Here is a 26855-nt window from a genome sequence, read left to right as displayed (position 1 = left end):
GCTCGACGATATACTGGCTGAAGGTCTCGGCGAAGCCCGAGAGCGGCCGGGCCAGGACCCACATGCGCATCCCCTGCCAGCCGGGCAGGAGGCTGGTGACGATGTCGCGCATGGTGCTGGACGGGATCACCGCATAGGCCTCGGTGAAGACCGCGGTGTCGGTGGTCAGGTCGCTCTGCGGCGGAAGGCCGGTGGCGGGGCCCGCGTAGCGGGCGGCGGGATGGGGCGACAGATCGGTCATCGAGGGCTCCTGCGGCGGATGGGTTGCGTGCCTTTCGGGATGGTCATACATGCTGCACCTCCTTGTCCGCCTCGCTCAGCGGCGCGGGTTCCTCCAGGATGTCGAGGCTGTCCAGATCCTCGCCATCCAGCACGCGGCGGGCACGATCCCGGTCGATATCGCCGACCCAGGAGGCGACCGCGACGGTGGCCACGCAATTGCCCAGATAGTTGCCCATCGCGCGGGCGATCCCCATGAACCAGTCCACCGACAGCACCAGGACCAGGCCGATCGCCGGGATGGCGGGAACGGCGGTCAGGGTCGCGGCCAGGATCACGATGGCGGAACCCGGCACCCCATGCGCGCCCTTCGAGGTGATCAGCGCCACGCCGAGGATCGTCAGCAGGTCGAAGAAGGACAGGTCGGTATTCGTCGCCTGGGCGATGAACAGCGCCGCAAGGGTCAGGTAGATCGAGAAGGCATCGAGGTTGAAGGAATAGCCCGTGGGAACCACCAGCCCGACCGTCGAGTCCTTGATGCCAAGATGTTCCAGCTTGCGCATGGTCTGCGGCAGCACCGCATCGCTGCTGGCGGTGCCGGCGACGATGCCGATCTCGGTACGCATGTAGCGGATCAGCTTGACCAGGCTGAAGCCCGAGACCCGCATCACGAGGCCGAGGATCGCAAAGACGAAGATCGCGACAGTCACGTAGAACAGCGCCACCAGATAGCCCAGCTGCGCCAGCGAGCCGATGCCGTAGCTGCCCACCGTATAGGCGATCGCCCCGAAGACCCCCAGCGGCGCCAGGCGGACGATGAAGCCCATGATGCGGAAGGTGGTGTCGCCGGCAAGCTCGATGATCGACAGAAGCGGGCGCCCGCGATCCCCCAGCAGCGACAGCGCGCAGCCGAACAGCACCGCGACGACCAGCACCTGCAGCACGTCGCCGGTGGCGAAGCCGCTGAAGATCGTGGTCGGGATCAGCTTCATCAGGAACTCGACCGTGCCGCCCTGGCTGACCTGGTCGGCGCGGTCGACATAGGCCCCCAGCGCCGAGGCGTCCAGCATGCTGGTGTCGATGTTCATGCCCGCGCCGGGCTGGAAGACATAGGCAAGCACGATGCCCAGGACCAGCGCGATGGTGGTGATGACCTCGAAATAGATGATCGCCCGCACGCCGACCCGGCCGACCTTCTTCAGGTCCCCGGCCCCGGCGATGCCGTGGACCACGACGCAGAACACGATGGCGGGGATCAGCATCTTGATCAGCTTGATGAAGCCGTCCCCCAGCGGCTTCATGCTGGCGGCGAATTCCGGCGCGAAGAAGCCGACCACGATTCCCAGCACCAGCGCAATACAGACCTGTCCGAACAACGATCTGGACCAACTCGGCATATTCCGTCCTCCCTGAAACGGGCGGCCCGTCGCAGAAGGCCGGCAAGGCTGCGCGCGTCACCGGCAGGCATCCGCCTTGCCGAATTCGCCGCAGCCCGCCCGGATGTCCTGTCGGGCCGCATCCTTGAGTGGCAGGATGATTGGTCAATTCGACAATCTGAGTCTAATATCAAATTACCGCAGATCTATTCGGTTTTGATATGAGAATACGCCAATTGCACTGTTTCGTGGTTCTGGCCGAAGAGCTGAACTTCACCCGCGCCGCCCGGCGGCTGAACATGTCGCAGCCGCCATTAAGCACGCTGATCCAGTCGCTTGAGCGCGAGGTGGGGACCGAGCTGCTCAGCCGCACCAGCCGCAAGATGGCGCTGACCCGCGCAGGCGAGGCCTTCCTGCTGCGCGCCCGCAACATCCTGGCCCAGCACCAGCGCAGCCTGCTGGAAATCGACGAGATCAAGGCCGGGCAGCACGGCATGATCGAGATCGGCACGACCGGGTCGATCCTGCGCGGCGGGCTGGCCGATCTTCTGGCCACCTTCTGCCGCGACCATCCGCGAATCACGGTGCGGATCCATGAACAGTCGCCGACCATCCAGATCAGCGAGGTGATCAGCCGCCGCGCCGATGTCAGCTTCAACCGCTCGATCCCGGCCGATGACGAACTGGCCTATGAATTCGCCTGGCGCGAGGAACTGGTCGCCTTGCTGCCCGACACCCACCCGGCCGCCGGGCAGGAAAGCGTCTCGATCCGCGAGCTGCGCCACGATGCGCATGTGATCCTGCGGCCGGACAGTTCGGATTTCGCGGCCTATGTGATGTCGCATCTGTCCAGCAGCGGCTATCGGCCCAGGATCTCGCAACAGGTGGTGGATGCGCAATCCATCCCCAGCCTGATCGTCGCGGGCTTCGGGGTCGGCGTGGTTCCCTCGGCCATCGCGCGGCTGACCTCGGGGCCGCTGGTCTTCCTGCCGATCCGCCCGGACCCGCCGGTGTCCGACGTCTTCGCGGTCTATCGCCAGCACGACCAGACACCGGCCTTGCAGGTCTTCCTGAAGGCCATGCGCGAGGTTCTGGGAAAACCGCCGGGCGGCGATCGGTCCTAGAGCACCGCCCGCCGATAAAGATGCCATGTCGCGTGACCGAGGATCGGCAGCACCACGATCAGCCCGACGAACAGCGGGATCGTCCCCAGCACCAGCGCACCGGCGACGATCAGCCCCCAGAGCGCCGTCGCGCCCGGATTGCGGCGCGCCACCGCAAGCGAGGTCGCCAGCGCCACCTGCACGCCCACCGGCCGGTCGATCAGCAGCGGGAAGGACACCAGGCCAAGGCAAAGCACCAGGGCCGCGAACAGGAACCCGACCCCCATCCCGATCAGGATCATCTCCCAGCCCGCCGGGGTGGTCAGCGTGTCGCGCAGAAAGGCCACGATGCTGTCATGGGGCACCGGCCCCATCGTGGCGGCCCAGATCAGATGCGCGGCATAGAGCCACAGCACGAAGATCACCGCCAGGATCAGGCCCAGCACCAGAACCGGCCCCAGAACCCGCCCGGTCAGCGTGGCCAGCGCCGCGCCCCAGTTCGTCGCCTCGCCCCGCTCGCGCCGCCGGCTCATCTCGTAGAGCCCGATCGCCGCGACCGGCCCGACCAGCGGAAAGCCCGCGATCAGCGGGAACAGCAGATGCACCTGCCCCGAATTGAAGGCCCAGAAGGCAAGCACGAACCCCATCAGCGGATAGAGCGCCACCACGAAGATCACGTCGGTGCGCAACGCGGCAAAATCCTCGGCGCCCTTTCGAAGCGCCACGCGGATGTCCTCCAGGCCGATCTGCTTGACCTCGGGCCGGCTCGTCTCGTGGCTGCCGATCCCGTCCAGCGCCGCCCCGAGGCCGCGGCCGACTCCGGCCAGCCTCTGCGCGCTCCAGCTCAGCGGGTTTCCGATCGTTTCGCGGGGCATGGCTGCATCCTCCCTGCTTCGAGGGCCCGAAACCGGGCGATGCGTCCGCCGACGAGGCCGGCAAACGCCCGCCAACGGACCGGGCCGAACCATCCTCGCCCTCCAGTCTAGCAGATACAGCGCCAGGTTGCACTCCTGGAATCAGCCGCGCCGTCTTGCACTACTTTGGCAGAAGTCTGTTGAGCATTTTTCGCCACTTCCTACGGCAGCGGGGACAGTTGGCGGCGGCTGACTGAGCTGGATCAAGATCGTCTGCCTGATAGCTGGTAGGCTCGGTTGCGGCGGGGGAGCTGGGGCCCTTTTTTTCCAGCCCGCTGCCTTCAGGCGTCGGGCTTGCAGGAAGGCGAACGCGATCATGGTCATGAGCGCATGTCCTGCCATGATCGGCCCTCGAAGTGGTCAAGGCCCAACTCTTCCTTGAGTTGCTGATGGGCTTGCTCACAGACCCAACGGGCCTTGATGGCCCCGGCCAGTTTATTGAGCGGTGTGTCGGCCGGCAGGTTGCTGAGGTAGTATTTGCGCTCGCCGGTGGAACGGTACTCGCCGACCAGCCAGACCTCCTCGCCGGGCAAATGCTGCTGGCCAAGATTGCCAAGGCGCTGCGGCGGTCCGTCGGCGACGCGGACACGCATGGCAGCGAACCGGGCTGAGAGCTTGCCTTTCGTGCCGCGCCGCCAACTCACGGCCTGCCACTTCGCCTTCCCAAGTATCTGCTGCGCCGGGCGAGATGGGACATCGGGGACATGGTTCTTACGCGGTCGCCCGCGACCGGCGACCGGGAAGATCAGGGCAACCTTGGCCGGGTAGACCTTCTGCTTGTGAGGGATGCCCACGGCCCAGGTCAGTCCGCGCTCGGTGAGCGCCTGCCGGAACGGGCCAGACAGGCCATAGCCGGCGTCGGCCAGGATGCCGCCAAAGCGCGCAGCTGCGCTGCGCACACGGTCGATCCCGGCCAAGGCGATCTCCGGCTTGGGTCACGGTAGGTGCGCGCCTCGTCAGGAACCTTTGCCCGACCCATGCGCGCCGTATCACTGGTCCAGCTCTCGGGCAGAAACAGCCGAAGCCCGATCATCACGGGCACTTCGCCTGATGCCAGCGTCACCGACACAAGGGTCTGGCAGTTGGCGTTCTTGCCGAGCGCCGACGCGTATTGCGGTGCTATCCCAGGGCATTGCTGCCGCGCCTGCGGCGAAACGGGCGCGTGGCACCAGTGCGGTCGACCCACGACCTCACGGACATGCAGCGGTCCGGGCAGGATCGGTGATGCGGCGTCACCGCGCCGGCGTCGGCGCGGCAGCAGGGTCATGCTCTGGCCGTCCCATGCGCCCGGCGGCGATCAGGTGGTTTCTGACGTGCCGGACAGCTGGCGGCGGAACCACAGCGCGTAGAGCGCGGGCAGGAACAGGATCGTCATGAAGGTCGCAAGGATCAGGCCGCCCATGATGGTCAGTGCCATCGGCCCCCAGAAGACCGAGCGCGACAGCGGGATCAGGGCCAGCACCGCCGCGGTCGAGGTCAGCGCCACGGGGCGCGCGCGCAAGAGGGTCGCCTCGATGATGGCCTGGCGCATGGGCATGTGCCTGCGCAGGTTCGCGTCCACCTGGTCGACCAGGATGACCGAATTGCGGATGTCCATGCCCGACAGCGCCAACAGCCCCAGCAGCGCGACGAAGCCGAAGGGTGTATGCGTCAGGTTCAGCACCAGCGAGGCTCCGATGAGGCCAAGCGGCGCGCTGAGCAGGATCAGCACCAGCCGCGACACGCTTTGCACCTGGACCATGATGACCGTCAGCATCAGCAGCAGGACGCCCGGAAAGACCTTGGCGATGGAAAGATTCGCCTTCATCGATTCCTCCCACGCGCCGCCCTGGGTCATGCGGTAGCCGGGGGGCAGGGCGGCGCGGATCCCGTCAAGCTGCGGCCACAACGCGGCGCCCACGTCGGGGCCCTGCACGCCGTCGATGACATCGGCGGCGACGGTCAGGGTTTCCTCGCGGCTGCGCTGCCAGATGATGGGTTCCTCGTTGACGACATGAACGGCGGCGACCTGCGACAGCGGCACCGGGCGGCCGTCGATATTGGCGACGACCGTGTCGGACAGGAAGGCCGGGTCGTTGCGCCGCGCGCCTGCCGCCCGCAAGATCACGTCGAGGCTTTCGTCCTGCTGGCGCAGGACCCCGGCCCGCGCGCCATCGACCGCCATGTGAAGGCGCGCCGCCAGTTGCGCAAGGCTCAGGCCAAGCAGGCGCATCCGGTCCGGCTCGATCTCGAGCTGCAGCGCGGGCGACAGCTCGTTCCAGTTCATGTGCGGGTCGATCATGCGCCGGTCCTGGGCCATGATCCCGCGCACCTCGTCGCCGATCCGGCGCAATTCCCGCGGGTCGGGGCCCGAGATGCGGATCTCGACCGGATAGGCGACCGGCGGGCCGAAGGAAAAGCGGATGACGCGGGCGCGGGCCGCCCCGGCAAGGCCCTGGGACAGGGCCTGTTCCAGCCGCTCTTTCAGCCTCTCTCGCGCGGGGATGTCGCGGCCCAGCACGACAAGCTCGGCATAGGCGGGGTTCGGCAGCGCCGGGTTCAGCGCCAGCCAGAAGCGGGGCGGCCCCTGCCCGACATAGGTCGTGACCGAGGTCGCGTCGGGATCGCCGTCCAGGAAACGCTCGACCTCGGCGGCGGCGCGAGCCGTCGCCTCGATGGAACTGCCCTGGGGCAGGCGAAGCTGGACGAACAGATCGACACGCTCGGATACCGGGAAGAACTGCTTCTGCACGGTGACGAATCCAAGCCCGGCCAGCAGGAACAGGGCCGCGATGGTCCCGATCACCTTGCCGTAATGGTCCACCGCCCAGTGAACGGCCCTGCGCAGCCCTTCGTTCACGCGATCCTGCAACCGCTGGATCCGGGGCGAGTGCCGGTGTCCCTGTGCCGGCAGCAGATGCACGCCAAGCCAGGGCGTCAGCATCACCGCCACCAGCCACGAGGCGATCAGCGCGATGGCGATCACCCAGAACATCGAGGCAAGGTATTCCCCCGTCGATGAGGGCGCGAAGCCGACCGGCATGAAGCCGATGAAGGTGACAAGCGTGCCCGTCAGCATCGGGAAGGCGGTCGAGTTCCAGGCCATGCCCGCCGCCTCGCGCCGGGATTTACCGGCCTCGATGCTGCGCAACATGCTTTCGATGGCGATGATCGCGTCATCGACCAGCAGCCCCAGCGCGATGATCAGCGCCCCCAGCGAGACACGGTGAAGCTCGATCCCCATGGCGCGCATGACGACGAAGGTGATGGCCAGCACCACCGGCACCGACAGCGCGACGACGATCCCCGTGCGCCAGCCCAGCACGACGAGGCAGACCGCCAGGACGATGACCAGCGCCTCGACGAAGGCGGTCATGAACTCCTGGATCGCGTCGTCGACCACGGCGGGCTGGTTTGCCACGCGCTGGACCTCGATGCCCTGGGGCAGGTTCGCCTCGGCCAGGGTGCGGGTGACGATGCGGTCGATGCGGGCAAGGTTCTCGCCCTCGGCCATGACGACGCCCAGGATCACCGCGTGCTGGCCGTCATGGCGCACGATCTGGGACGGGGGCGCGGGATAGCCGACCGTTACCTGCGCCAGGTCGTCCAGCCGCAGCACGCTGTGACCGACCGGGATCGGGACGGCGCCGATGGCGCCGGCAAGCCCGTCGTCCGCGGCAAGGGAGATCCGCAGCCGCTGCTGGCCGTTGTCCAGCGAGCCGGCATCGTGCTGGCGGGTGAAATCCGCAAGCGCGGCAGAGATCGCCTCGGGCGGGACGCCAAGCGTGCCGATGCGCGCGTCGTCATATTCGACCAGCACCTGCCGCGGCTGCTTGCCATAGCTGCGAATGCGGGAAATCTCGGAATGGCGCAGCAGCGCGATCTGCAACCGGTCCGCGATCCGTTCCAGGTCGTGCGGACTGGCCCCTTCGCCCTTGATCGCCAGCAGGACGGAATCGACATCGCCGAATTCGTCGTCGACGAAGGGGCCCTGAACGCCCTCGGGCAGGGTGCCGGCCATGTCATACAGCTTCTTGCGCAGCTGATAGAAGGATTGCGGCACCTGCGCGGGCGGGGTGTGATCCTTGACCCAGACCTGCATCGCCAGATAGCCGGGCGTCGCATAGGTGTCGATGCGGTCGAAATAGGGGATCGTCTGAAGCTTTTCCTCGATCGGGTCGGCCACCTGGTCGCGCATTTCCTGCGCCGAGGCGCCGGGCCACAGCGCGACGACGTTGACCACCTTGATCGCATAGCTGGGATCCTCGGACCGGCCCAGCTTCAGGTAGGAATCCAGCCCGGCAAGGCACAGCACGACGGCGAAGAAGCCGACCAGCGCGCCGTGGCGCACCGCCCATGCGGAAAGGTTGAACGAGATCATCCCCGGCCCTTCATTCGGCGCCTCATTCGGACGCGCGTTCGATGGCATGGACCTGCTGGCCGTCCCGAAGCCGGTTCGCCCCGAGCGCCACGATGTCGAAGGGGCCGTCGGCGGCGGTCTCGACCAGGGCGCTGTCGCCTTCCAGCCGCCGGACCGTCACCGGCAGGCGGTGCAGCCTGCCGCCCTCGACCCGCCAGACCGCCGGGGGGCCGCCCATGCCGTCGTCGAACAGGGCCGCGGCGGGAAGGCGCGTCAGCCCCGCGCCCCGGTTCGCGATCTCCAGCGTCAGCCAGCCGGTATTGCCGAAGGCAAGGCCCGCGACCTGATCCTCGGGCAGCGCGAAGCGGGCGCGGTGCATATGGGTCGCGGGATCGGCCAGGGGGCTGATCTCGCGCAGGGAAACGGCGATGCTGCGATCCGGCGCCCCCCAGGGGGTGAAGCTGGCGGATATGGCGTCGCGCTGCGCGTAAAGCGTTTCGGGCAGATCGGTTTCCGCATCCAGCCCGGGCGTTCCGGCGATCCTCAGGACGACCTGCCCGGCAGAGACGATCTGCCCCGGCTCGATGTCGCGCCCGGTCACCACGCCGTCCGACCGCGCGCGCAAGGTCGCATAGGCCAGCGCGTTCGCCGCGATGTCAAGCTGCGCCTGCGCCCGGTCCAGGCGCGAATGCGCCTCTTGCCGGCTGCGCCGGGCGCTGTCCAGCCCGGCCGTGGACACGACGCCGCTTTCGCGCAGTGAAAGGGTGCGATCCTCGTTGGCGCGGGCGACGGTCAGGGCCTGGGTGGCGGCGGCGACCTCGGCCTCGGCCTGCCGGACGACCAGGTCGAAGTCGCTGCGGTCCAGCCGGGCGATTTCCTGCCCCGCGCCGACCGCGTCGCCGATCTGGACCAGCCGCGCCTGCACCCGTCCCGGCACCTGGAAGGCATGGGGCGTTTCGCTGCGGGGCTGCAGCACGGCGACGGTGCGCCGCGACAGCTGGCCGGGCTGGGGCCGGACCTGCTGGGTGATGACCGTGACCGGGGGCGGCATGGCGGTCCCGTCGGCATCGGCGGCGCTTCCCATGGAGCGCGCCAGCAGCCACAGCGCGGCGGCAAGGCAGCCCGCGCCGCCGAGCGCCGCCATTGCAATCGTCTTGCGCATTGTCACTCCTTCGCGATGCGCCACCTGCCCGGATCAGTCGCCGCGGGGGCGGCGCAATTCCAGGATCGCGATGATCGCCAGGACAAGGCCGATCCCCAGCAGGATCGGCGTCGCGCCCATGGCGACGGCCCAGACCTGCAGACCCACCAGCGCCAGTCGAAGCCCCGCATCCATGCGGCCGAGCTGGACGGTGGGCATCCGCAGCCGGGCGATGGCCCAGATGATGACGAAGCAGCCCGCCAGGTTGATCAGGAACATCGTCGTGGCGTCCACCGGCCGGAAGGCGGTGTCGAAGCCAAGCTGCGCGTCCAGGCCCCGGATGACGCCCAGCACCACGGCGGCAAGCGGCGGAACCGCAAGGCCCGCGGTTGCGATCAGGTCATAGATCGCACCGAAGCGGACCAGGCGCGCATAGCTTTCATTGGTCATCCGAAATCACCTTCTGCTGTAACGGGTCGGGAATGGACTTGAGCAAGTCACGGATCTCGCGGAAGCGGCCCGGCTCCAGCCCGCGGGCGTGGTCCAGCACCGCAAGGATATGGGCTGCGCGTTCGTCCGGCGTCACGACATAGCCGGGCTGGCCTGCCCGCTGGCGCAGGGCATATAGCTCTGGCAGCTCCGGCCCGGCCTGGATCGTCACCTGGCCAAGCGGGGTGGCGACGTTGCACAGGCCCAGGGGCAGGAAGAAGATGTCGGGGTTCTCGATCTGATAGGTCATCATCAGCGCGTTCAGCGCCGCCTTCGAGGTGGCATAGCTCAGCATTCCCGCCCGCTGCCTCTGCCCCGAGATCGAGGCCGAGGCGATGACCTGCCGCGGCCTCTGCGGCAGGGAAAGGCAGGCATCCAGCGTGGCCTTGACGCCGCCCGCGTTCAGCGCCAGCACCGCCATGAAGTCCTGCGCCGCCACCCGCTCGGCGCGGGCGGGCGGCGGGCCGAAGGTTCCGGCATTGGCAAAGACGGTGTCGAAGCCCGCGATCCCCGCCCTGTCGCAAAGCTGCCGGATCGCCGGTGCGACCAGGGCGAAATCGGTCAGGTCGGCGCTGATCGCGTGCAGCGACGGATGCCCGGCCAAGGCCGCGTCGGGCAGGCGGCGCGACAGGCCGCAGACGCGATGGCCGCGCCGCAGAAGCGCCTGGGCCAATGCCGCGCCGATGCCGCTGCTGATCCCGGTGACAAGAACGTTTCCCATCGCCCGCGCCCTAGAACTTGCCGGCGCTGTAGCCGCCATCGGCGTCCAGGACCGCGCCGGTGAGGTAGCTTGCCGCATCGCTCAGCAGGAAGACGGCGGCCTGGGCGACCTCCTCGGGCGCGGCCATGCGCTTCATGGCGGTGACGGCCAGCTTGCGCCGCGTCGCCTCGGGGTTGGCGGCCAGCCGCTCGGCCGAGTTCATGCCGCCAAGCGTCGGTCCCGGCGCGATGGCGTTGACGCGGACGGGGTGGCGGCCGGGCTGCGCCGTCGCCGCCTCGATCGCGGCGACGCGGGTCAGGCTGTTCACCGCCGCCTTGCTGACGGAATAGGCCGCCTGGTCGCCGATCACCTGCACCCCCGCGCAGGACGAGACATTGACGACGCTGCCCCCCGGCTGCATGTCCAGCCTGCGCAACTGCCGGGTCAGGCAGCGCAGCGTTCCCGTCAGGTTGATGTCCAGCACGCGCTGCCAGCTGCCCACATCGATGTCGCGGACCGGCGCGCGGGGCGCGGTGACGCCGGCATTGTTCACGGCATGATGCAGCGGGCCTTGCCGGTCGAGATGGTCGAACAGCGCCTCGACCGAGCCCGCATCGGCGATCTCGCAGGGGTGGAAGCTGCACGCGCCCCCGATCTCGGCCGCCGCGGCATGGCCTTTCTGCGGATCGCGGCCGGTGATGACGACCTGCGCCCCGGCCCGTGCCAGCAGCGTGGCGATGCTGCGCCCGATGCCCTGCGTGCCCCCGGTGACCAGAACGTTCCTTCCTGAAAACGACATGCGGACCTACGAATAGCTGATATGGGACGGGCGAAGGTATTTCGGATTGACGCAGCAATAGACCCGGTCAAGCTGCGGATTTCCCTTGTCGCGGAAGCAGTTGCCGTCGAAGCGGCATCGGTCGACGGGCTGGCCCGCGACGGTCTTCGCAACCAGGTCGTTGTCGGCGAACAGCGCGCGGGTCATGCCGATGAAATCCGCCCCGGTCAGGTCCATCGCCGCTTCCGCCTCGGCCAGGCTGCCGACGAAGCCCGCGAAGCCAAGCGGCAGCCGCGTCGCGGGCCTGAGGGTCGCGACGCCGCGGCGAAGGCGGTCGTTCGCCTCGGGCGAATAGCGCAGCATCGCCGCGAAGGTCTGGCCGATGGACATCGAGCAGGTGATCGCCACCGCGCCCGCCATCTCCAGCATCTCCAGGCAGGGGGCCAGCAGTTCGGGGCGCTGGCCGCCCTCGGGCAGGCAATCGTCGATGCCCAGCCGCACCGAGACCGCCAGCGCCGGATGCGCCTGCCGGATCGCCCGCACCACCTCGATCAGAAAGCGCATCCTGCGCGCCGGATCGCCGCCATAATCGTCGTCGCGGCGGTTGGTGTGAGGCGACAGGAAACTGCTCAGCAGATAGCCGTTCGAGGCCTGAAGCTGCACCATCCGCGCCCCCGCCATCCGCGCCAGCCCCGCCGCCGCGACGAATTGCTGCGTCACCTCGGCGATGTCGGCGCGGGTCATGGCGACGGTCCGATAGCCGGGATCGGCTGCGGCCATGCGCGGGCAGGGCACGCCGCTTGGCGACAGCAGCGGCCCGCCGCTGCGCGTCGCGCTGCCTTGCGCGCCGTAATGCTGAAGCTGGACGACCACCGGGCAATCGTGATCTTCCCCCAGGCGCAGCAGCGGCGCCAGCGCGCGGGCCTGCGCCGCGTCGTGCAGGCACAGCCCGCGCCGGTGCAGCCGTGACGCGGGATGGATCGAGGCATTACCCAGCACCACCATCCCGCATCCCCCGGCGATGATGCCCCGATAGAAGCCGGTCATCTCGTCCGAGGCGGTTCCGTCCTCGTGGGCGACGTCGATACCCATCGGCGCGAAATAGATCCGGTTCTTCAGCCGCAACCCGGCGGACAGGCGCAGCGGTCGAAGAACGCGCGCGAAACGCGGTGGGGTCATCGGCTATTTCGCCGCGCGCGTCGCGATGGCCGGCCGGCTGGCGGCGGCATCAGGATCGTGCCGCTCGGCGAAGAAGCAGTGGCACTTGATGGTTTCCTGCAACCGATAGCGTTGATCGGCGGACAACTCGGCGAAATCCATCTCGTATTGACCGCCATGGTCCCGCGGCGTCCGGGCCTGAAGCGGCAGCGTCAGAAAGCCCTGGCCCGAGACGTGAAGGGTGATGCTGTGCGGCGGCTGTTCCGGCAGCGCCGGGGCCCGGAAGCGGATGCCGGTCGAGGACAGGCGTTCCAGGGCGACGCAGAGGATCTCGCCCCGCTGGTCGGCCAGGATCGCGCGCTGCAGGATGCGCGACGAGGGCGTGAACCAATGCGCGGGCGGGAATTTCAGCGTCCGCATCCGCTTGAACAGCTTCATCTTCATCGCGCCGCCCTGCAGCCTGATGCGCGAGACCATGCGCCCGTTCTGATAGAAGGTCGCGGTCTTGTCGACGAAGCGCGGCTGCTTGCGCGCCAGTTCCTGCGTCTGGGTGACGACCACGTCCAGCGCATAGGCGGATTCGACATAGCTGTAGAATTCCACGTCGAGGCTGGAAATCGAGATCGAGACCTCGCCCCGCGAATAGCCGCTGTGATTGTAGAAGTAATGATACATGGCCTGGCGTGCGATCTCGATCAGCATCAGGCCGGGCACATGTTCATGCGTCTTTCTATAGAAGAAATAATTCTGCGTGTCGTTCAGGACGCGATAGCGATTGACCGGGCAGATGCCGTTTTCCAGCCTGTCGGCCAGGATCTGGCTGACGGCCTGCCGTTGCCTTTCCGTCAGCGCGCCGCCGTCCGGGTGAATATCGACCACCTCCCCGATACCACTTGGAACGACGATGTTGTCGACGCACCAGGTATCGCCCTCCAGCCGATATGTCCGGGCGATGTCGGTTTCGAGACCAGGGACAGCGTTGACGCAAGCCGCGGGAATATGCGTCGGCTGATGGCGCAGGAAATACCGGTCACCGATGCGGGCATAGGCTTCGTCAAGCAGGGCTTTTTCCGCGGGCGCCAATACGCGGTCCAGTTCGGCGGTGGTTTCCCGGTTCAGTCGCGCGGGCAATACAAGTTCGAAATCGCTCAGCAGAACGTCTTCAGCGCAATCCTTGTGGAGAATTTCCGGGGTGATTGTATACTGAATCATGACCATAACCATTGCGAAAATAAAAAAGTATCAGGAAATACTGTCGAGCATGCCTCGGACGATGATCCCATGCGCGGGTTTGACCGGCAGCATGTAGATCCGTCCCAGAAACTCCTTTGTCTTGACCGAGGTGGTGATCGAAAGTTTCTGCCGCAAACCGGTTTCCCGGTCCAGCTGCAGCGCAACAACGACCGTCAGGTGGCGGTCGTCCGAATAAAGGACAAGCTCGTCGTCGCTGATGGAATGGACGTCGAAGAAATCCAGCTTGTTCCCGGCAGCGACGGTCCGGGGCAGATCGCCCGTCGAAAAGCCGCCGATCGACTCGATCCCGACCAGCCGGCAAAGCGCGTCGCGTATCCGGAAGGCCACGCGCAGGAAAAGCGGGTTATACGAGGTCATGGCGCGATAGACCTCAAGCGCCGTCATGCCCGGTTCGACGAAGGTTTCGTCCCTGTGGCGATAGTCCAGCTGGTCCACCGGGGTTTCCAGCACATTTTCGACGGCCATCGGATTCGCCATCCTCGCACCTGCCCTATGCCGAGATCAGGGCGATCTGCGCCAGTTCCGCCTTCAGAAGCATCTTTTCATAAAGCTGGTCCGGGCTTTCCTGCCTGCCGATCATATGGGGAACGGCTTCGGCCACCGCGGCCTTGATCGCGGCCTCGTCGATGAATACCGATTCATAGACCGCGATCGTGGGCAGGAATGTCGCCTTCACGTAACGGACGGTTTGCTGAAGGGGGCGCAGCAATTCGTCGATGGTATGATTGTTGAACCCGCCTGCGCGATAACCCGCGGAAGGGGCGCCGACAGTGGTGACGGCCAGGATTTCCTTTCCGGCCAGCTTGTCTCCGCCCCGCGCATAGGCGAAGCCCGGCAGGAAGACATCATCCAGCCATTTCTTCATCAAGGCGGGCATCGAATACCAGAACAGGGGAAACAGCAGGACAATGCGATCATGTTCGGCCAGAAGGGTTTGTTCACGGGGGATGTCGAAATCGTAATTTCTGTGACTTTCCGAAAGGCGGTGAATCGTGGCCGGAGTTCTGGAAAGCTGAGACAGAAACTCCGCATTCACACGAGAATGTTCCAGGTCGGGATGACCTGCCACGACAATCGTTTTCATAAAACCACCCGTGAATCAGAAAAAACTTTGAAAAAACCAGTTGGACGAAAATATGGTATTTTCCTAAAATGGCTTTCGAGGTGCCGCAAGGTCAGGCTTTGCGCACTGGCGGAATTCCGCTTGCCTTGCATTTGCATGGGCGGTTTTCCCGGGTATCGATGGCGGGGAAATATTTTCCCATATCGGTTCTGTTGTGAAAGGTGTCTCCGAAAACCCCCGCGATTCTCCTGTCGCCGAAGCGCAAGGGGCGAGCGTTACCGGAAAATCGGGGCTTTCCGTGCTGTACATCCTGTCGCAAGCGGTAAAACACCTGCGACAGGATGACGCCGACCGGGCGCATGAACGGGTGGAAATGGACGAGAACCGGCTTGATGTGGGTTCGCTGCTCACGCCCGGCGCATCCGTCGCTATGGGACCCAACGCCCGTCCGACTGGCCGGTCTCGCCCGCGATGGACGATCTACACCCGGCTGGCGGTCGGGCGCGTGACGCGGCGCGGACAGGGATCCTGAACCGCGCCGGCCGGTCGCTCAGAAATGAACCGATCGGGTCGCTTCCGGCTTTTCCAGCGGCGGAGAGAAGCGGGTCAGGTCGATCCCCTCCACGGCCGCCTTGTATTCCTCGGCACTGGGCGTCCGGCCGAGGATTGCGGAAAGCACGACGACCGGGGTCGAGGCAAGCAGGGATTCCCCCTTCTTCTCGGCCGCGTCCTCGACCACCCGGCCCTGGAACAGGCGCGTGGACGTGGCCAGGACCGTGTCGCCCTTCTCGGCCTTTTCCTGGTTGCCCATGCACAGGTTGCAGCCGGGCCGCTCCAGATACAGGATGTTCTCGTATTCGGTGCGGGCGGTGCTTTTCGGGAACAGGTCGTCGAACTCGAAGCCCGAATATTTCTGGAGGATGTCCCAGTCGCCCTCGGCCTTCAGCTCGTCGATGATGTTGTAGGTCGGCGCGGCGACGACCAGCGGCGCCTTGAACTCGACCTTGCCCTGCGCCTTTTCCAGGTTCTTCAGCATCTGGGCGACGATCTTCACGTCGCCCTTGTGGACCATGCATGACCCGACGAAGCCCAGGTCGACCTTCTTCTGGCCGCCGTAATGGGAAATCGGGCGGATCGTGTCATGGGTATAGCGTTTCGAGACATCCGCGTTGTTCACGTCCGGGTCGGCGATCATCGGCTCGTCGATCAGGTCCAGATCGACCACGACCTCGGCGAAATATTTCGCGTTGGCGTCGGGCGCCAGCGCCGGTTTCTCGCCCGAGCGGATTTCGGCGATGCGCCTGTCGGCCTTGTCGATCAGCCCGTGCAGGGTGCGCGCCTCGTTCTCCATCCCCTTGTCGATCATGATCTGGATGCGCGATTTCGCGATTTCCAGCGATTCGATCAGGGTTTCGTCCTGGCTGACGCAGATCGAGGCCTTGGCCTTCATCTCGGCGGTCCAGTCGGTGAAGGTGAATGCCTGGTCGGCCAGCAGGGTGCCGATATGGACCTCGATCACCCGGCCCTGGAACACGTTCTCGCCGCATTGCTGCAGCATCTGCGCCTGGGTCGCATGGACCACATCGCGGAAATCCATATGCGGCTGCATGCTGCCCTTGAACGTGACCTTGACCGATTCCGGGATCGGCATGGTCGCCTCGCCGGTGGCCAGCGCCAGCGCGACGGTGCCGGAATCGGCGCCAAAGGCCACGCCCTTGGACATGCGGGTATGGCTGTCGCCGCCGATGATGATCGCCCAGTCGTCCACGGTGATGTCGTTCAGCACCTTGTGGATCACGTCGGTCATCGCGTGATAGACGCCCTTCGGGTCGCGCGCGGTGATCAGGCCGAAATTGTTCATGAAGGCCATCAGCTTCGGGATGTTCGCCTGCGCCTTCTTGTCCCAGACCGAGGCCGTGTGGCAGCCCGACTGATAGGCGCCGTCGACCAGCGGCGAGATGGTGGTGGCCGCCATCGCCTCCAGCTCCTGCGCGGTCATCAGGCCGGTGGTGTCTTGCGAGCCGACGATGTTCACCCTGACCCGCGCGTCCGATCCCGCATGAAGCACCTTGCCCGGCGTCACGCCGACCGCATTGCGGTTGAAGATCTTCTCGACCGCGGTCAGGCCCTGGCCCTCGTGCGAGATTTCCTTGTTGGGGGCGAAGACCGGGGTCGGCTCGATGCCCAGGGTCTCGGCGGCGAAGGTCTGCAGCTTCTTGCCGAAGACGATGGCGTAGGAACCGCCGGCCTTCATGAACTCGACCTTCTGCGGCGTGAAGGCCGCGGCGACGTCGACCAGCTCCTTGCCGCTTTCGTCGCGCAGCGTCCGGTTCTTCGCGTCGATGGTCAGCACGGTGCCGGTCTCGACCGAGTATTTCTGTTCCAGGATCGGATTGCCGTCATTGTTCAGGATCGGCTTGCCGTCCTCGCCCGTCTTGCGGACCCAGTTCTTCAGGTTGATGCCGATCCCGCCGGTCACGTCCACCGTGGTCGCGAAGATCGGCGAGATGCCGTTGGTGCCGGCGACGACCGGGGCGATGTTGACGAAGGGCACATAGGGGCTGGCCTGCCTGCCGGTCCACAGCGCGACATTGTTCACGCCCGACATCCGCGACGAGCCCACGCCCATCGTGCCCTTTTCCGCGATCAGCATCACCCGCTTGTCGGGATGCTGCTGCTGCAGCGCCCGGATCTCGGCCTGGGCCTCGGGCGAGATCATGCATTGGCCGTGCAACTCTCGGTCCGAGCGCGAATGCGCCTGGTTGCCGGGCGACAGCAGGTCGGTGGAAATGTCGCCTTCGGCGGCGATATAGGTCACGACCTTGATCTCGTCCTCGATCTCGGGAAGCTTGGTGAAGAACTCGGCCCTGGCATAGCTTTCCAGGATGCCCTTCGCGACCGCATTGCCGGCCTTGAAGGCGGCGTCCAGCCGGGCCATGTCCGCGTCATAGAGGAAGACCTGGGTCTTCAGCACCTCTGCCGCCTGCTGCGCGATCGCGGCATCCTCGCCAAGGGCAAGGTCCAGCAGCGCCTCGACCGAGGGGCCGCCCTTCATGTGCGACAGAAGCTCGAAGGCGAAGGCGGGGGCGATTTCCGGCACGACGGCCTCGCCCAGGATGATCTTCTTCAGGAACGTCGCCTTGACCCCCGCCGCGCTGGTCGTGCCGGGCAGGGTGTTGTAGATGAAGAAGTTCAGGGAATCGCTGCGATATTCGTTGCCGGCATCCTCGATCTGCGCGATGAGCTCTGCCACCAGGGCGCCGTCCTCGATGGGCTTGGGATGCAGGCCCTGACCCTTGCGCGTTTCGATTTCGGTCAGGTAGTCTGTGTACAAGCTCATGACGGTCCCTACGATTTTCAGTGCCGGATCAGGCTGGACCACCGCGCCGCACGGATCTTCGGCACGCAGCGGACAGCCAATTGTATGCGGATGTATACCGGAAAGCCGCGCGGAGCAAGCGGCCATCTCGCCCCGCAAGCGCCGAAACCGGGGCCTGGGCCTTGTCCCGGTTGCGATCGGCAGGGCGGCAGGCCGCGGGGCACATCAGCGATTGGCTGGGCTTCCGGTCAGGAATCGACCAGCGGAAGCAAGATACCCCGTGCCGGGACCGGCCTGGAGAAGCCGTAATGCGCATGCTGTGGCGCACCAGGCGAAAGCGGCATGCAAGCAGTTGATTTCAGGAAAAGTGGTGGGCGACCCTGGAATCGAACCAGGCATGGGTCTCCCCGGCGGAGTTACAGTCCGCTGCCGCACCTTGCAGCACGTCGCCCGCCGATTGCCGTCGGCGTGGTGGGGTGATTATCTGCCGCGGGACAAGGCGTCAAGCGCATTTCCGGGGCTTGCGCGCAGGCTTTTCGGCGCGCAGAGAGAAATCCGCAGGAAAGGAACCGCCGCATGGCCGAAAAACCGGGCAGATCGAAGAAACCCACCTGGGTGATCGACAAGGAACGCAGCCGCCGCGCCGCCGCGGCCGAGACGCTGTGGCTGTTCGGGCTTCATGCCGTGCGCGACGCCCTGGCCAATCCCGCGCGCCAGAAGCTGCGGCTGGTCGTCACCCGCAACGCGCTGGAGCGGCTGGGCGATACCGGCGGCATGACCCCCGAGATCAGCGATCCGCGCGTCTTCGGCAAGGTGGTGCCGCTGGCGCCCGACAGCGTCCACCAGGGCGCCGCGCTGGAGGTAAAGCCGCTGAAATGGGGCAGCCTCAGCGAAGCCGCGCTGCGCGACGCGCCGGGCGAACGGCGCCCGCTGCTGGTGGCGCTGGACCGGGTGACCGATCCGCACAATATCGGCGCCGTCCTGCGCTCGGCCGAGGTGTTCGGCGCCCGCGCGGTGATCGCCCCGGCGCGGCATTCGGCACCCGAGACCGGCGCGCTGGCCAAGACCGCCTCGGGCGCGCTGGAGCGCCAGCCCTATCTGCGCGTGCCCAACCTGGCCGAGGCGCTGGCGCAGCTGAAGCAGATGGGCTTCACGCTGATCGGCCTGGACGGCACCGGAGAGCAGGAACTGCCGGCGCTGCTGGAGGGCCTGCAGGGCCGCGCGATCTGCCTGGTGCTGGGGGCCGAGGGGCCGGGAATGCGCGATCTGACGATGAAAAGCTGCGACCATGTCGCGCGAATCCCCTTCGCCGCGGATTTCGGGTCCTTGAACGTGTCGAACGCGGCGGCGGTCGCGCTTTATGCCGCGTCGCGCGGGTGACATCACATCCATGCGACATCGTGCCGCGATGCGTTGAGAATCGGTCCCGCCGCCGCCTATCTATGCTGGTGCCCAGCCCGTCGGATATCATGCGTTTCCTGATCCTGTTCCTTGCGATGCTTTCCCCCTCGCTGCCCGCAGCCGCGCAGGACTGGGCGCTGGAGGGTTATGACCCCGTCGGCTATGTCGCGCAGGGCCATCCGGTGCCCGGACGAAGCGAGATCGCGACCATGTGGAAGGGCAAGATCTGGCACTTCGCCAGCGAAGAAAACCGCGCCCGGTTCGAATCCGATCCCAATGGCTATGCCCCTGGATTCGCTGGAAATTGCCCGGTCTCTCTGTCGGAAGGCCGCAAGGAGGCCGGCGATCCGCGCTATTTCATGCTGGTGGGCAACCGGCTCTACCTGATGCGCTCGGCCCAGGCGCAGCGCCAGATGCAGCAGCACAGCGACGAGGTGCTGGCCAAGGCCACGGCGGTCTGGAACGCGATGCGCTGACGCTCTCGTTCGCGCGACTGCGAATCACGAAATCGCGAAAGGGCTGGAACTTTCCGCAGGTGATGCACATTTGTCTAACTGAACATGACCACGGAACGGTCATGTTCAGATCACTGTCCCTCGTTCCGCGACTTGCGCCCGGCCAGATTTCTGGACCGGGCGCCTTTTCTGTGACAGGCTGCTGCAACTTATGGGTGAGGGGGAGGAGGCCCGACATGGATGCTGAACTGATGGAAGACGAGGATGTCGCCCGGATCGCGCGTTCGGCCAGGGTGATCGCGGTGGTCGGCCTGTCGCCCAACGAAGCGCGTCCGTCCTGGGGGGTGGCCCGCTATCTGCAGTCGCAGGGGTTTCGCATCATTCCGGTCAATCCCGGCCATGCCGGCAAGACCCTGCTGGGGGAAACCGTCTATGCCGACCTGTCGCAGATCCCCGCCGATGCCCGCGTGGACATGGTCGACATCTTCCGCCGTTCCGAGGCCGTGCCGCAGATCGTGGACGAGGCGCTGGCCCATCTGCCGGACCTGAAGGTCATCTGGACGCAGCTTGGCGTCATCCACGATGCCGCCGCCGAAAAGGCCCGTTCGCGGGGCGTGACGGTGGTGCAGAACCGCTGCCCCAAGATCGAGTTCCCGCGCTTCCTGTAACGGCTGCCCGACATGAAAAGGCCCCGGAATTCCGGGGCCTTTCGCTTGCGCCTAGTTCTGCGAGGCCTGCAGCAGGTCGGTGATGCGCCGGACCGAGGCGCGGCGATTCTCGCGGATGTCGCCTTCGGCGCGCACCTTCAGGAACTGCTCGCCATAGCCCTGCGCGACCAGGTTCTCGGGCGGGACGTCGAAATATTCGCTCAGCGCCAGCGCCACCGATTCGGCGCGGCGGTCCGACAGCGCCAGGTTCATCGCGTCCGAGCCGACCGTGTCCGTATGCCCCTCGATCAGGAAGATCTCGCGCGGGTTCTCGGCGATGGCCTCCTGGATCACATGCCCCAGCGTCGACAGCTGCCGCGCCTGGTCGGGCGTGATCGCGGCCGAGCCGGTGTCGAAGGTGATCGCGTCGATATTGATCGGCGGCACCAGGGCGCGGACTTCGGGGATGTTGCGGATCTGGCCCAGGGTGAAATGGCGGTTCACCTCGGCCTCGCGGCGCAGCGCGGCGGCCAGCGCCTCCTCGTCCATCGACGAGGTGCCTGAGGGCACCGGCGCCGGGGCGGGCAGCGAGGCCACGTCCACCGGATCGACCTCGGCGGTGTCGTCGATCAGCTGCGTGCTGCGCCCGTCGGCCGAGATCAGCGTGCGCCGCAGCACCCGCAGGTCGGCATCGCGAATCGTCACCACCCTGCTGCCATCGGGCCGGCTGACCACGGTGCGCGACGAGCCGTCGTCGAAATTCTCGGTGGTGACGGTAGAGCCGGGCTGGCGCAGCAGCGCCACCTCGTCCTTGATGACCTCCTGGCTGCCATCGGGCCGGGTGACGACCACGCGGTCGGGCGAGCTGAGCGCGACCTGGCGGTTGTTGTTCAGCATGCTGCCGACCGCCAGCGCGCCCAGGCCCAGCACCAGCGCCTTGGTCAGGTCGCTGCCGCTGTCGTCGTCGTCATCGTCGCGGGCGCGGGTCTGGCCATTGGCCCCGGCCAGCGCATCGCGCAGGCTGGTGGCGAAATCCTCGGAGGAGGAGCGGCTGTTCTGCTCGGTGATCAGCTGCTCGAAGATGCGTCCCTGGGCCTCGCGCTCTTCCAGCGCCGCGGCGCGGCGGGCGGCACGTTCCTGCGCCGCCTCCAGCGCGGACTGGGTTTCGCGAACGTCCTCTTCCGCGGCGCGGGGCACGATCCGGCCCTCGCCGTCCACGCGGTTCATCTGCTGCGCGGCCGGCGCAAGCAGCAATTCGCCCCGCGGATTGGTGGCCACGACCACGCCCTGCGGCGTCACCATCGGGCCGCCATCGGCGCAGGGCGGCGCGCCGCCCGCCAGGCAGCGCAGCTGATCGGTGCTGAGGCCGCCTTCGATCTCGTCGTTCAGCACGCGGCCGAGGCCGGGCATGTTGCCCGCGCGCTGCCGCGCCTGATCGCCCTGCGCCAGGCCCAGGCGGCCCTGGCCGGCCTCCTGCTGCTGGCTTTCCTCAAGACGGCGGCGCAGCTCGTCTTCCTGATCCTCGGCCTGCCGTTCGCGCTGCTCGTCCTGGCGCCGCTCTTCGGCCTGCCGCTCACGCCGTTCGTCCTGGCGTTGCTCCTCGGCTTGCTGCTCACGCTGCTCTTCCTCGAGGCGCTCCTCCAGGCGGTGCTGTTCCTCGCGTTCCTCCTCGGCGCGGCGTTCTTCCTCGGCCTGCGATTCACGCTGCTGCGCTTCCTCGCGCTCACGGGCCTCCTCGTCGGCGCGTTCCTGCTCGCGTTCGGCCGCGCGCTGTTCTTCTTCCTCGGCCTGGCGCTGCTCTTCGGCCTGGCGCTCCTGCCGTTCCTGCCGGCGGCGCTCCTGCGCCTCGTCGCGTTCGGCCTGCTGCTCGGCTTCCTGGCGCTGGCGTCGTTCCTGCTGCCGGCCCTCGCGCTCCTGCACCTGCTCGTCCTGCTGTGCCTGACGTTCCTGCTGGCGGCGCTGCCGTTCTTCCTGGCGGGACTGTTCTTCCTGCTGCTGGGCTTGCTCGTCCTGCCCGGCGCGATCGTCCTCGCCCCCGCCTTCCTCGCCCTGGCCTTCCTCGCGGCCCACGGCCCTTTGCGGCGCGTCGTCCTGCTGCTGCTGAAGCTGGTCCCTTCTGGGCGGTTGCTGCTGGGCCAGCGCGAAATCGGGGGCGAGAATGGCCAGGCAGGCCACGATCGCCGTGCTGTTGTGAATGATCCGGCGCATAGAGGGCTCCTTTCCCCTTGGTCGGTGCGGTCATGGCCGCATCCCTTAACAGCCTTCCGGGCGCGGGGTTCCAAACAAGCGCGTGACCCTTTCGTGATCCCGCCCGTCGCGAACCCGGCGGTGCCGGATGGGCTGGGTCACAACGAAACGGGCGCGGGTTTATTCCCGCGCCCGTTTCCGATTTTCGCTGTCGGCCTGGCGCGGCCGTTCAGATCCCGTCGCCCACGAAGGCCTTCTCGACCACGAATTCCTTCGGATCGGAATTGGCGCCCTCGCGCAGGCCGAAGCCTTCCAGCACCTCCTTCACATCGACGTTGAAGGCCAGGCTGCCGCAGATCATCGCCCGGTCGGTTTCCGGCGAGATGGGCGGCAGGCCCAGGTCCTGGAACACCTTGCCCGAGGTCATGTTGTCGGTGATCCGCCCCATCAGCGGCGATTCTTCGCGCGTGGTGGTCGGGTAATACAGCAGCCGGTTGGCGAAATCCTCGCCGTAAAGCTCGCCCAGCAGCGGGTCGTGGCGCAGGTTTTCGACCAGCTCGCGGCCATAGGCCAGCTCGTCGGCGGTGCGGCAGGTATGCATCATGATGACCTGCTCGTAACGCTCATAGGTCTCGGGGTCGCGCATCAGGCTGGCGAAGGGGGCGATGCCGGTGCCGGTCGCCAGGAACCACAGCCGCTTGCCCGGCAGCAGCGCGTCAAGCACCAGCGTGCCCACCGGCTTGGGGCGCAGGATGATCTCGTCGCCCGGCTGGATATGCTGCAGCTTCGAGGTCAGCGGCCCGTCCGGCACCTTGATCGAGTAGAATTCCAGCTCCTCGTCCCAGTTGGGCGAGGCGATGGAATAGGCGCGCAGCAGCGGCTTGCCGTTGTCGCCCAAGAGCCCGATCATCACGAATTCGCCCGAGCGGAAGCGCAGGCTGGCGGGGCGGCTGACGCGGAAGGAAAACAGCCGGTCGGTCCAGTGCCGGACCGAAGTCACGGTCTGCGCGTCGGGAAGGGTTTTCGCGGGTTTCTGGGCAACATCGGCCACGGTCATATCCAGCGTCATGTCGAATTTCCTGAGTGTTCTAGGCGTTAATGCGGCCGGGCGAAAGGGGGGCGCTCAGCCGGCAAGCTGCGACCGATGATCCCAGTCGCGCCAGTCGGCGCGGGCAAGCCATTGGTCCTCGGGCTGGCGGGCGGCGATGTCGGGGGCCACGGCGACCTCGTCGAAGCCCACGCGGCGGGCCATCGCATACTGGTCGGCGATCAGCCGGCCACTGGCGCGCAGCCGGCCCTGGAAGCCCAGCTCGCGCAGCCGGCGCGCCAGCGAGAAGCCGCGCCCGTCGCCGAAACCGGGAAAGTCGATGGCGACCAGGCCCCGATGCAGGTGGTCGACCAGCTCCTCGGGATTGGTGTCCGGGGCCAGGGTGATTTCGGCTTCCTCGGTCTGGGGATGGAAGCCGTCGTCGCGGACGATGATCTGCTCGCTCATGCCGGAACCTTTCCGCGGACCATGCGCCCGCCAATGAAGTGAATGCCGCATTCCGATTTCTCGCTGCCGCGCCAGCGACCGGCGCGCGGATCCTCGCCCGGCTTCACCGGCGAGGTGCAGGGCGCGCAGCCGATCGAGGGATAGCCCTTCGCGACCAGCGGATGCCGCGGCAGGTTGTTCTCGATCATGTATTCCTGCACATCCTCGGGCCGCCAATGGGCCAGCGGATTGACCCGCAGCCGCAGCGGCGGCTCGGGCTCGAAGAATTCCAGCGCCGCGCGCTCGCCGTTCTGGAACCGCTTGCGGCCGGTGATCCAGGCGTCATAGCCCGACAGGGCCTGCTCCAGCGGCAGGGTCTTGCGGAAGTTGCAGCAGGCATCGGCATCGGTCTTGTGCAGCGTGCCATGGGGATCGTGCAGCGCCACCTGTTCGTCGCTGGCGCGGATCACCTGCACATTGGTCAGGCCCAGCCTGGCCGAGACCTCGCGCTGGTATTCCAGCGTTTCGGGGAACAGCATCTGCGTGTCGATGAACAGCACCGGCAGGCCCGGCGCCGCGACCGAGACCATGTGCAGCAGCACCACCGATTCCGCCCCGAAGGAAGAGACCAGCGCCACCCGACCCAGATCGGGGTCGTTCACCGCCCGCCGCAACACCTCGGTCGCGGCGTGGTGGCGATAGCGCTGGTTCAGTCGCGCGGCGCGGCCGTCCAGCGTGTCGTCAAGCATGGGCGGCCTCGGGGTAAAGGGCGGCCTTGAAGGGCGCGGGGCCCAGGCGGCGATAGGCGTCGATGAAGCGTTCCGAGACGTCCTCGCGGATCTCCAGATAGGCGCGCAGCAGCCGGTCGATGGCCGGCACAACCTCTTCGGCGGGAAAGCCCGCGCCGGCGCGCTGGCCGATGGCCGGGATGTCGTAGCCGTCGCCGCCAAGCGTGATCTGGTAGTTCTCGACGCCCGCGCGGTCCAGCCCCAGGATGCCGATATGGCCCAGGTGGTGATGGCCGCAGGCATTGATGCAGCCCGAGATGCGGATGTTCAGCTTGCCGATCTCGTCCTCCAGCCCCTGCTCGCGGAAATGCTCGGCGATCTCCTGCGCGATGGGGATCGAGCGGGCGGTGGCCAGGGTGCAGTAATCCATGCCGGGGCAGGCGACGATGTCGCTGGTCAGCCCGGCATTGGCGGTGGCCAGCCCGGCATCGCGCAGCGCCGCGTAAAGCGCCGGCAGGTCGGATTTGTGGACATGCGGCAGCACGACGTTCTGGTCGTGGCTGACGCGCAGGTCGGCATGGCCGTAGCGTTCGGCCAGATTGGCCAGCAGCCGCATCTGTTCGGCCGAGGCATCGCCCGGCGTGGCGCCCGGCGCCTTGAAGGTCACGATGACGCTGGCATAGCCGTCCACGCGATGGGGATGCAGGTTGGTGTCGGTCCAGCTGCGGAAGCCGGCGCTTTTCGCGCGCTCGGCTTCATAGTCGCCCTCGGGCGCGTTGCGGAACGAGGGCGGCGCGAAGCGGTCGCGGAAGACGGCCAGCGCCTCGCGGTCGGCGCCGTGGAAGTCGCGGCGGCGGCGGGCGAATTCGTCCTCGATCTCGGCCCGCATCACGTCCAGGCCGCGCTCGGAGACGGTGATCTTGATGCGCGCCTTGTACTTGTTGTCGCGGCGGCCCGACAGGTTGTAGGTCGCGATGATCGCCTCGACATAGGGCAGCAGGTCTTCCTCGGGCAGGAAGTCGCGGACCACCTGGCCCAGCAGCGGCGTGCGGCCCAGGCCGCCGCCGATCCAGACCTCGAAGCCGGTCTGGCCGTCGCGCGTGACCAGCCGCAGCCCGATGTCATGGGCGGCGACGATGGCGCGGTCCTTCGCGCCGCCGGAAATGGCGATCTTGAACTTGCGCGGCAGGAACTGGAACTCGGCATGGTCGGTGGACCAGCTGCGCAGCAGTTCCGCATAGGGGCGCGGATCGGCGACCTCGTCGACCGCGGCGCCCGCGAAGGCGTCGGTCGTGACGTTGCGGATCGTGTTGCCCGAGGTCTGGATCGCGTGCATCCCGACCGAGGCCAGCAGGTCCAGCATATCGGGGATGTCCACCAGCTTGGGCCAGTTGAACTGGATGTTCTGGCGGGTGGTCCAGTGGCCATAGCCCTTGTCGTAATGCTGGGCCAGGTGGGCCAGCATCCGCATCTGGTCGGGGCTGATCGTGCCGTAGGGGATCGCCACGCGCAGCATGTAGGCGTGCAGCTGCAGATAGACGCCGTTCATCAGCCGCAGCGGACGGAACTCGTCCTCGGTCAGGCTGCCGTCCAGCCGCCGGGCGACCTGGGCGCGGAACTGGGCCGCACGGTGGCGAACATAGTCGGTATCGACCGGGCGGGCGTCAAACATGAGCTGGCTCCGATTGCTGCGGGTTTGCTTGCTGCGGATTTGCGGATTTCCGGGCCTGGATGCCGTGGAAATAGTTGGACGGGCCGCGCTGGCGGAACGCCTCGCGGAAATGGGTGGGCTCGGGGCCGTCGGGGCCGCGCCGCGCCTCGACGATATAGGGGCCGACCACCAGGTTCGCCTGGCCGATGGCCTTCAGCAGCGCCAGTTCGGCGATGGCCTCGTCCTCGAACAGGGTCGCCTCGGCGGGATCGTCGGTCCAGCCGTCCTCGCACATCCAGACATTGTGGCCTTCACGCAGATCGTTCGCGGTGATGACGCCGGGTTTCGCGGCGCTTGGGGTGAAGGCTTTGCTCATCTGTGGGCCCTTTCGGTTGACCTGCCTAATATAGAATATTGTTCTGGATTTTTGCGATAGATTCGTGAAAATAAGGACATATG

23 protein-coding genes, 1 tRNA gene and 2 pseudogenes are annotated in these 26855 nt (G+C 66.9%); 5 read left to right on the top strand and 21 right to left on the bottom strand.

All coding sequences use genetic code 11. The features are described 5' to 3' along the window. Together C9E82_RS20295 and C9E82_RS20290 are read right to left on the bottom strand one after the other, a co-directional pair. A pseudogene (locus C9E82_RS20295) lies at positions 1-241 on the bottom strand ((S)-ureidoglycine aminohydrolase); the annotation flags it as partial. A 43-nt stretch (positions 242-284) separates the two neighbouring features. Continuing rightward, positions 285-1616, bottom strand: a complete 1332-nt coding sequence (locus C9E82_RS20290) for a C4-dicarboxylate transporter DctA (RefSeq protein ID WP_119897912.1) — start codon at positions 1614-1616, stop codon at positions 285-287. A 200-nt stretch (positions 1617-1816) separates the two neighbouring features. Between C9E82_RS20290 and C9E82_RS20285 the strand changes: the two genes are divergently transcribed. Then, positions 1817-2719: a LysR family transcriptional regulator gene (locus tag C9E82_RS20285; RefSeq protein WP_119897911.1), complete on the top strand. Its 903-nt coding sequence runs from the start codon at positions 1817-1819 to the stop codon at positions 2717-2719. Here C9E82_RS20285 and C9E82_RS20280 read toward each other — a convergent pair. The 11 genes and pseudogenes from C9E82_RS20280 to C9E82_RS20230 all read right to left on the bottom strand — a co-directional run bounded on the left by C9E82_RS20280 (position 2716) and on the right by C9E82_RS20230 (position 14555). Beyond that, on the bottom strand, positions 2716-3573 hold the full coding sequence (locus C9E82_RS20280) for a DUF2189 domain-containing protein (protein WP_119897910.1): 858 nt from the start codon (positions 3571-3573) through the stop codon (positions 2716-2718). The genes C9E82_RS20285 and C9E82_RS20280 overlap by 4 nt on opposite strands. A 297-nt stretch (positions 3574-3870) precedes the next feature. Further along, positions 3871-4738, bottom strand: a pseudogene (locus C9E82_RS20275) (IS701 family transposase); the annotation flags it as partial. A 171-nt stretch (positions 4739-4909) separates the two neighbouring features. Next, positions 4910-7972, bottom strand: coding sequence for an efflux RND transporter permease subunit (locus C9E82_RS20270; RefSeq protein WP_170162058.1), 3063 nt, complete (start codon positions 7970-7972; stop codon positions 4910-4912). A 22-nt stretch (positions 7973-7994) separates the two neighbouring features. Then, positions 7995-9113, bottom strand: coding sequence for an efflux RND transporter periplasmic adaptor subunit (locus C9E82_RS20265; RefSeq protein ID WP_119897908.1), 1119 nt, complete (start codon positions 9111-9113; stop codon positions 7995-7997). A 33-nt stretch (positions 9114-9146) separates the two neighbouring features. After that, complete coding sequence (locus C9E82_RS20260) at positions 9147-9542, bottom strand: hypothetical protein (RefSeq protein WP_119897907.1); 396 nt, start codon at positions 9540-9542, stop codon at positions 9147-9149. Next, a complete protein-coding gene (locus C9E82_RS20255; RefSeq protein ID WP_170162057.1) occupies positions 9532-10302 on the bottom strand; it encodes an SDR family oxidoreductase in 771 nt (256 codons plus the stop codon). The genes C9E82_RS20260 and C9E82_RS20255 overlap by 11 nt, the downstream gene beginning before the upstream one ends. A 10-nt stretch (positions 10303-10312) precedes the next feature. Continuing rightward, a complete protein-coding gene (locus C9E82_RS20250; protein ID WP_119897905.1) occupies positions 10313-11080 on the bottom strand; it encodes an SDR family NAD(P)-dependent oxidoreductase in 768 nt (255 codons plus the stop codon). Positions 11081-11086: 6 nt separating this feature from the next. Then, positions 11087-12238, bottom strand: coding sequence for an oxidoreductase (locus C9E82_RS20245; RefSeq protein WP_119897904.1), 1152 nt, complete (start codon positions 12236-12238; stop codon positions 11087-11089). A gap of 3 nt (positions 12239-12241) precedes the next feature. Beyond that, on the bottom strand, positions 12242-13429 hold the full coding sequence (locus C9E82_RS20240; protein WP_170162056.1) for an AfsA-related hotdog domain-containing protein: 1188 nt from the start codon (positions 13427-13429) through the stop codon (positions 12242-12244). A 30-nt stretch (positions 13430-13459) separates the two neighbouring features. Further along, positions 13460-13906, bottom strand: a complete 447-nt coding sequence (locus C9E82_RS20235; RefSeq protein ID WP_170162055.1) for a DUF2867 domain-containing protein — start codon at positions 13904-13906, stop codon at positions 13460-13462. A gap of 55 nt (positions 13907-13961) precedes the next feature. After that, positions 13962-14555 carry an NAD(P)H-dependent oxidoreductase gene (locus C9E82_RS20230; protein WP_119897901.1) on the bottom strand — a complete coding sequence of 198 codons (594 nt, stop codon included), beginning with the start codon at positions 14553-14555 and terminating at the stop codon, positions 13962-13964. Between the two features lie 277 nt (positions 14556-14832). Here C9E82_RS20230 and C9E82_RS24200 point away from each other — a divergent pair, with 277 nt between their 5' ends. After that, positions 14833-15066 carry a hypothetical protein gene (locus C9E82_RS24200; protein ID WP_147393073.1) on the top strand — a complete coding sequence of 78 codons (234 nt, stop codon included), beginning with the start codon at positions 14833-14835 and terminating at the stop codon, positions 15064-15066. Positions 15067-15084: 18 nt separating this feature from the next. On the opposite strand, the gene C9E82_RS20225 is transcribed toward C9E82_RS24200, so the two are convergent. Further along, entirely contained in the window at positions 15085-17874 is a 2790-nt protein-coding gene (locus C9E82_RS20225; protein ID WP_119897900.1) for a bifunctional aconitate hydratase 2/2-methylisocitrate dehydratase, read from the bottom strand. A 347-nt stretch (positions 17875-18221) separates the two neighbouring features. Continuing rightward, a tRNA-Tyr gene (locus C9E82_RS20220) sits at positions 18222-18305 on the bottom strand. 124 nt (positions 18306-18429) lie between these two features. Between C9E82_RS20220 and rlmB the strand changes: the two genes are divergently transcribed. The 3 genes from rlmB to C9E82_RS20205 all read left to right on the top strand — a co-directional run bounded on the left by rlmB (position 18430) and on the right by C9E82_RS20205 (position 20377). After that, positions 18430-19233 carry a 23S rRNA (guanosine(2251)-2'-O)-methyltransferase RlmB gene (gene rlmB, locus C9E82_RS20215; RefSeq protein ID WP_119897899.1) on the top strand — a complete coding sequence of 268 codons (804 nt, stop codon included), beginning with the start codon at positions 18430-18432 and terminating at the stop codon, positions 19231-19233. Positions 19234-19322: 89 nt separating this feature from the next. Next, on the top strand, positions 19323-19730 hold the full coding sequence (locus C9E82_RS20210) for a YHS domain-containing (seleno)protein (RefSeq protein WP_147393072.1): 408 nt from the start codon (positions 19323-19325) through the stop codon (positions 19728-19730). 215 nt (positions 19731-19945) lie between these two features. Beyond that, positions 19946-20377 carry a CoA-binding protein gene (locus C9E82_RS20205; protein ID WP_183154121.1) on the top strand — a complete coding sequence of 144 codons (432 nt, stop codon included), beginning with the start codon at positions 19946-19948 and terminating at the stop codon, positions 20375-20377. A gap of 51 nt (positions 20378-20428) precedes the next feature. On the opposite strand, the gene C9E82_RS20200 is transcribed toward C9E82_RS20205, so the two are convergent. The 6 genes from C9E82_RS20200 to C9E82_RS20175 all read right to left on the bottom strand — a co-directional run bounded on the left by C9E82_RS20200 (position 20429) and on the right by C9E82_RS20175 (position 26772). Further along, entirely contained in the window at positions 20429-22564 is a 2136-nt protein-coding gene (locus C9E82_RS20200) for an OmpA family protein (RefSeq protein ID WP_119897897.1), read from the bottom strand. Between the two features lie 208 nt (positions 22565-22772). Beyond that, positions 22773-23612 carry a ferredoxin--NADP reductase gene (locus tag C9E82_RS20195; protein ID WP_119897896.1) on the bottom strand — a complete coding sequence of 280 codons (840 nt, stop codon included), beginning with the start codon at positions 23610-23612 and terminating at the stop codon, positions 22773-22775. A 54-nt stretch (positions 23613-23666) separates the two neighbouring features. Beyond that, on the bottom strand, positions 23667-24038 hold the full coding sequence (locus C9E82_RS20190; RefSeq protein ID WP_119897895.1) for a DUF934 domain-containing protein: 372 nt from the start codon (positions 24036-24038) through the stop codon (positions 23667-23669). Further along, positions 24035-24766, bottom strand: coding sequence for a phosphoadenylyl-sulfate reductase (locus C9E82_RS20185; protein WP_119897894.1), 732 nt, complete (start codon positions 24764-24766; stop codon positions 24035-24037). Before C9E82_RS20185 ends, C9E82_RS20190 begins: the two co-directional genes overlap by 4 nt. After that, entirely contained in the window at positions 24759-26417 is a 1659-nt protein-coding gene (locus C9E82_RS20180) for a nitrite/sulfite reductase (RefSeq protein WP_119897893.1), read from the bottom strand. The genes C9E82_RS20185 and C9E82_RS20180 overlap by 8 nt, the downstream gene beginning before the upstream one ends. Continuing rightward, entirely contained in the window at positions 26410-26772 is a 363-nt protein-coding gene (locus tag C9E82_RS20175) for a DUF2849 domain-containing protein (protein WP_119897892.1), read from the bottom strand. Before C9E82_RS20175 ends, C9E82_RS20180 begins: the two co-directional genes overlap by 8 nt. Positions 26773-26855: the final 83 nt, after the last annotated feature.

This window comes from Paracoccus sigandri (genome assembly GCF_003709565.1).
Classification (GTDB): Bacteria; Pseudomonadota; Alphaproteobacteria; order Rhodobacterales; family Rhodobacteraceae; genus Paracoccus; species Paracoccus siganidrum.
Note: the sequence above shows the minus strand (reverse complement) of the source record. Positions and strands in the feature narration are given on the sequence as shown.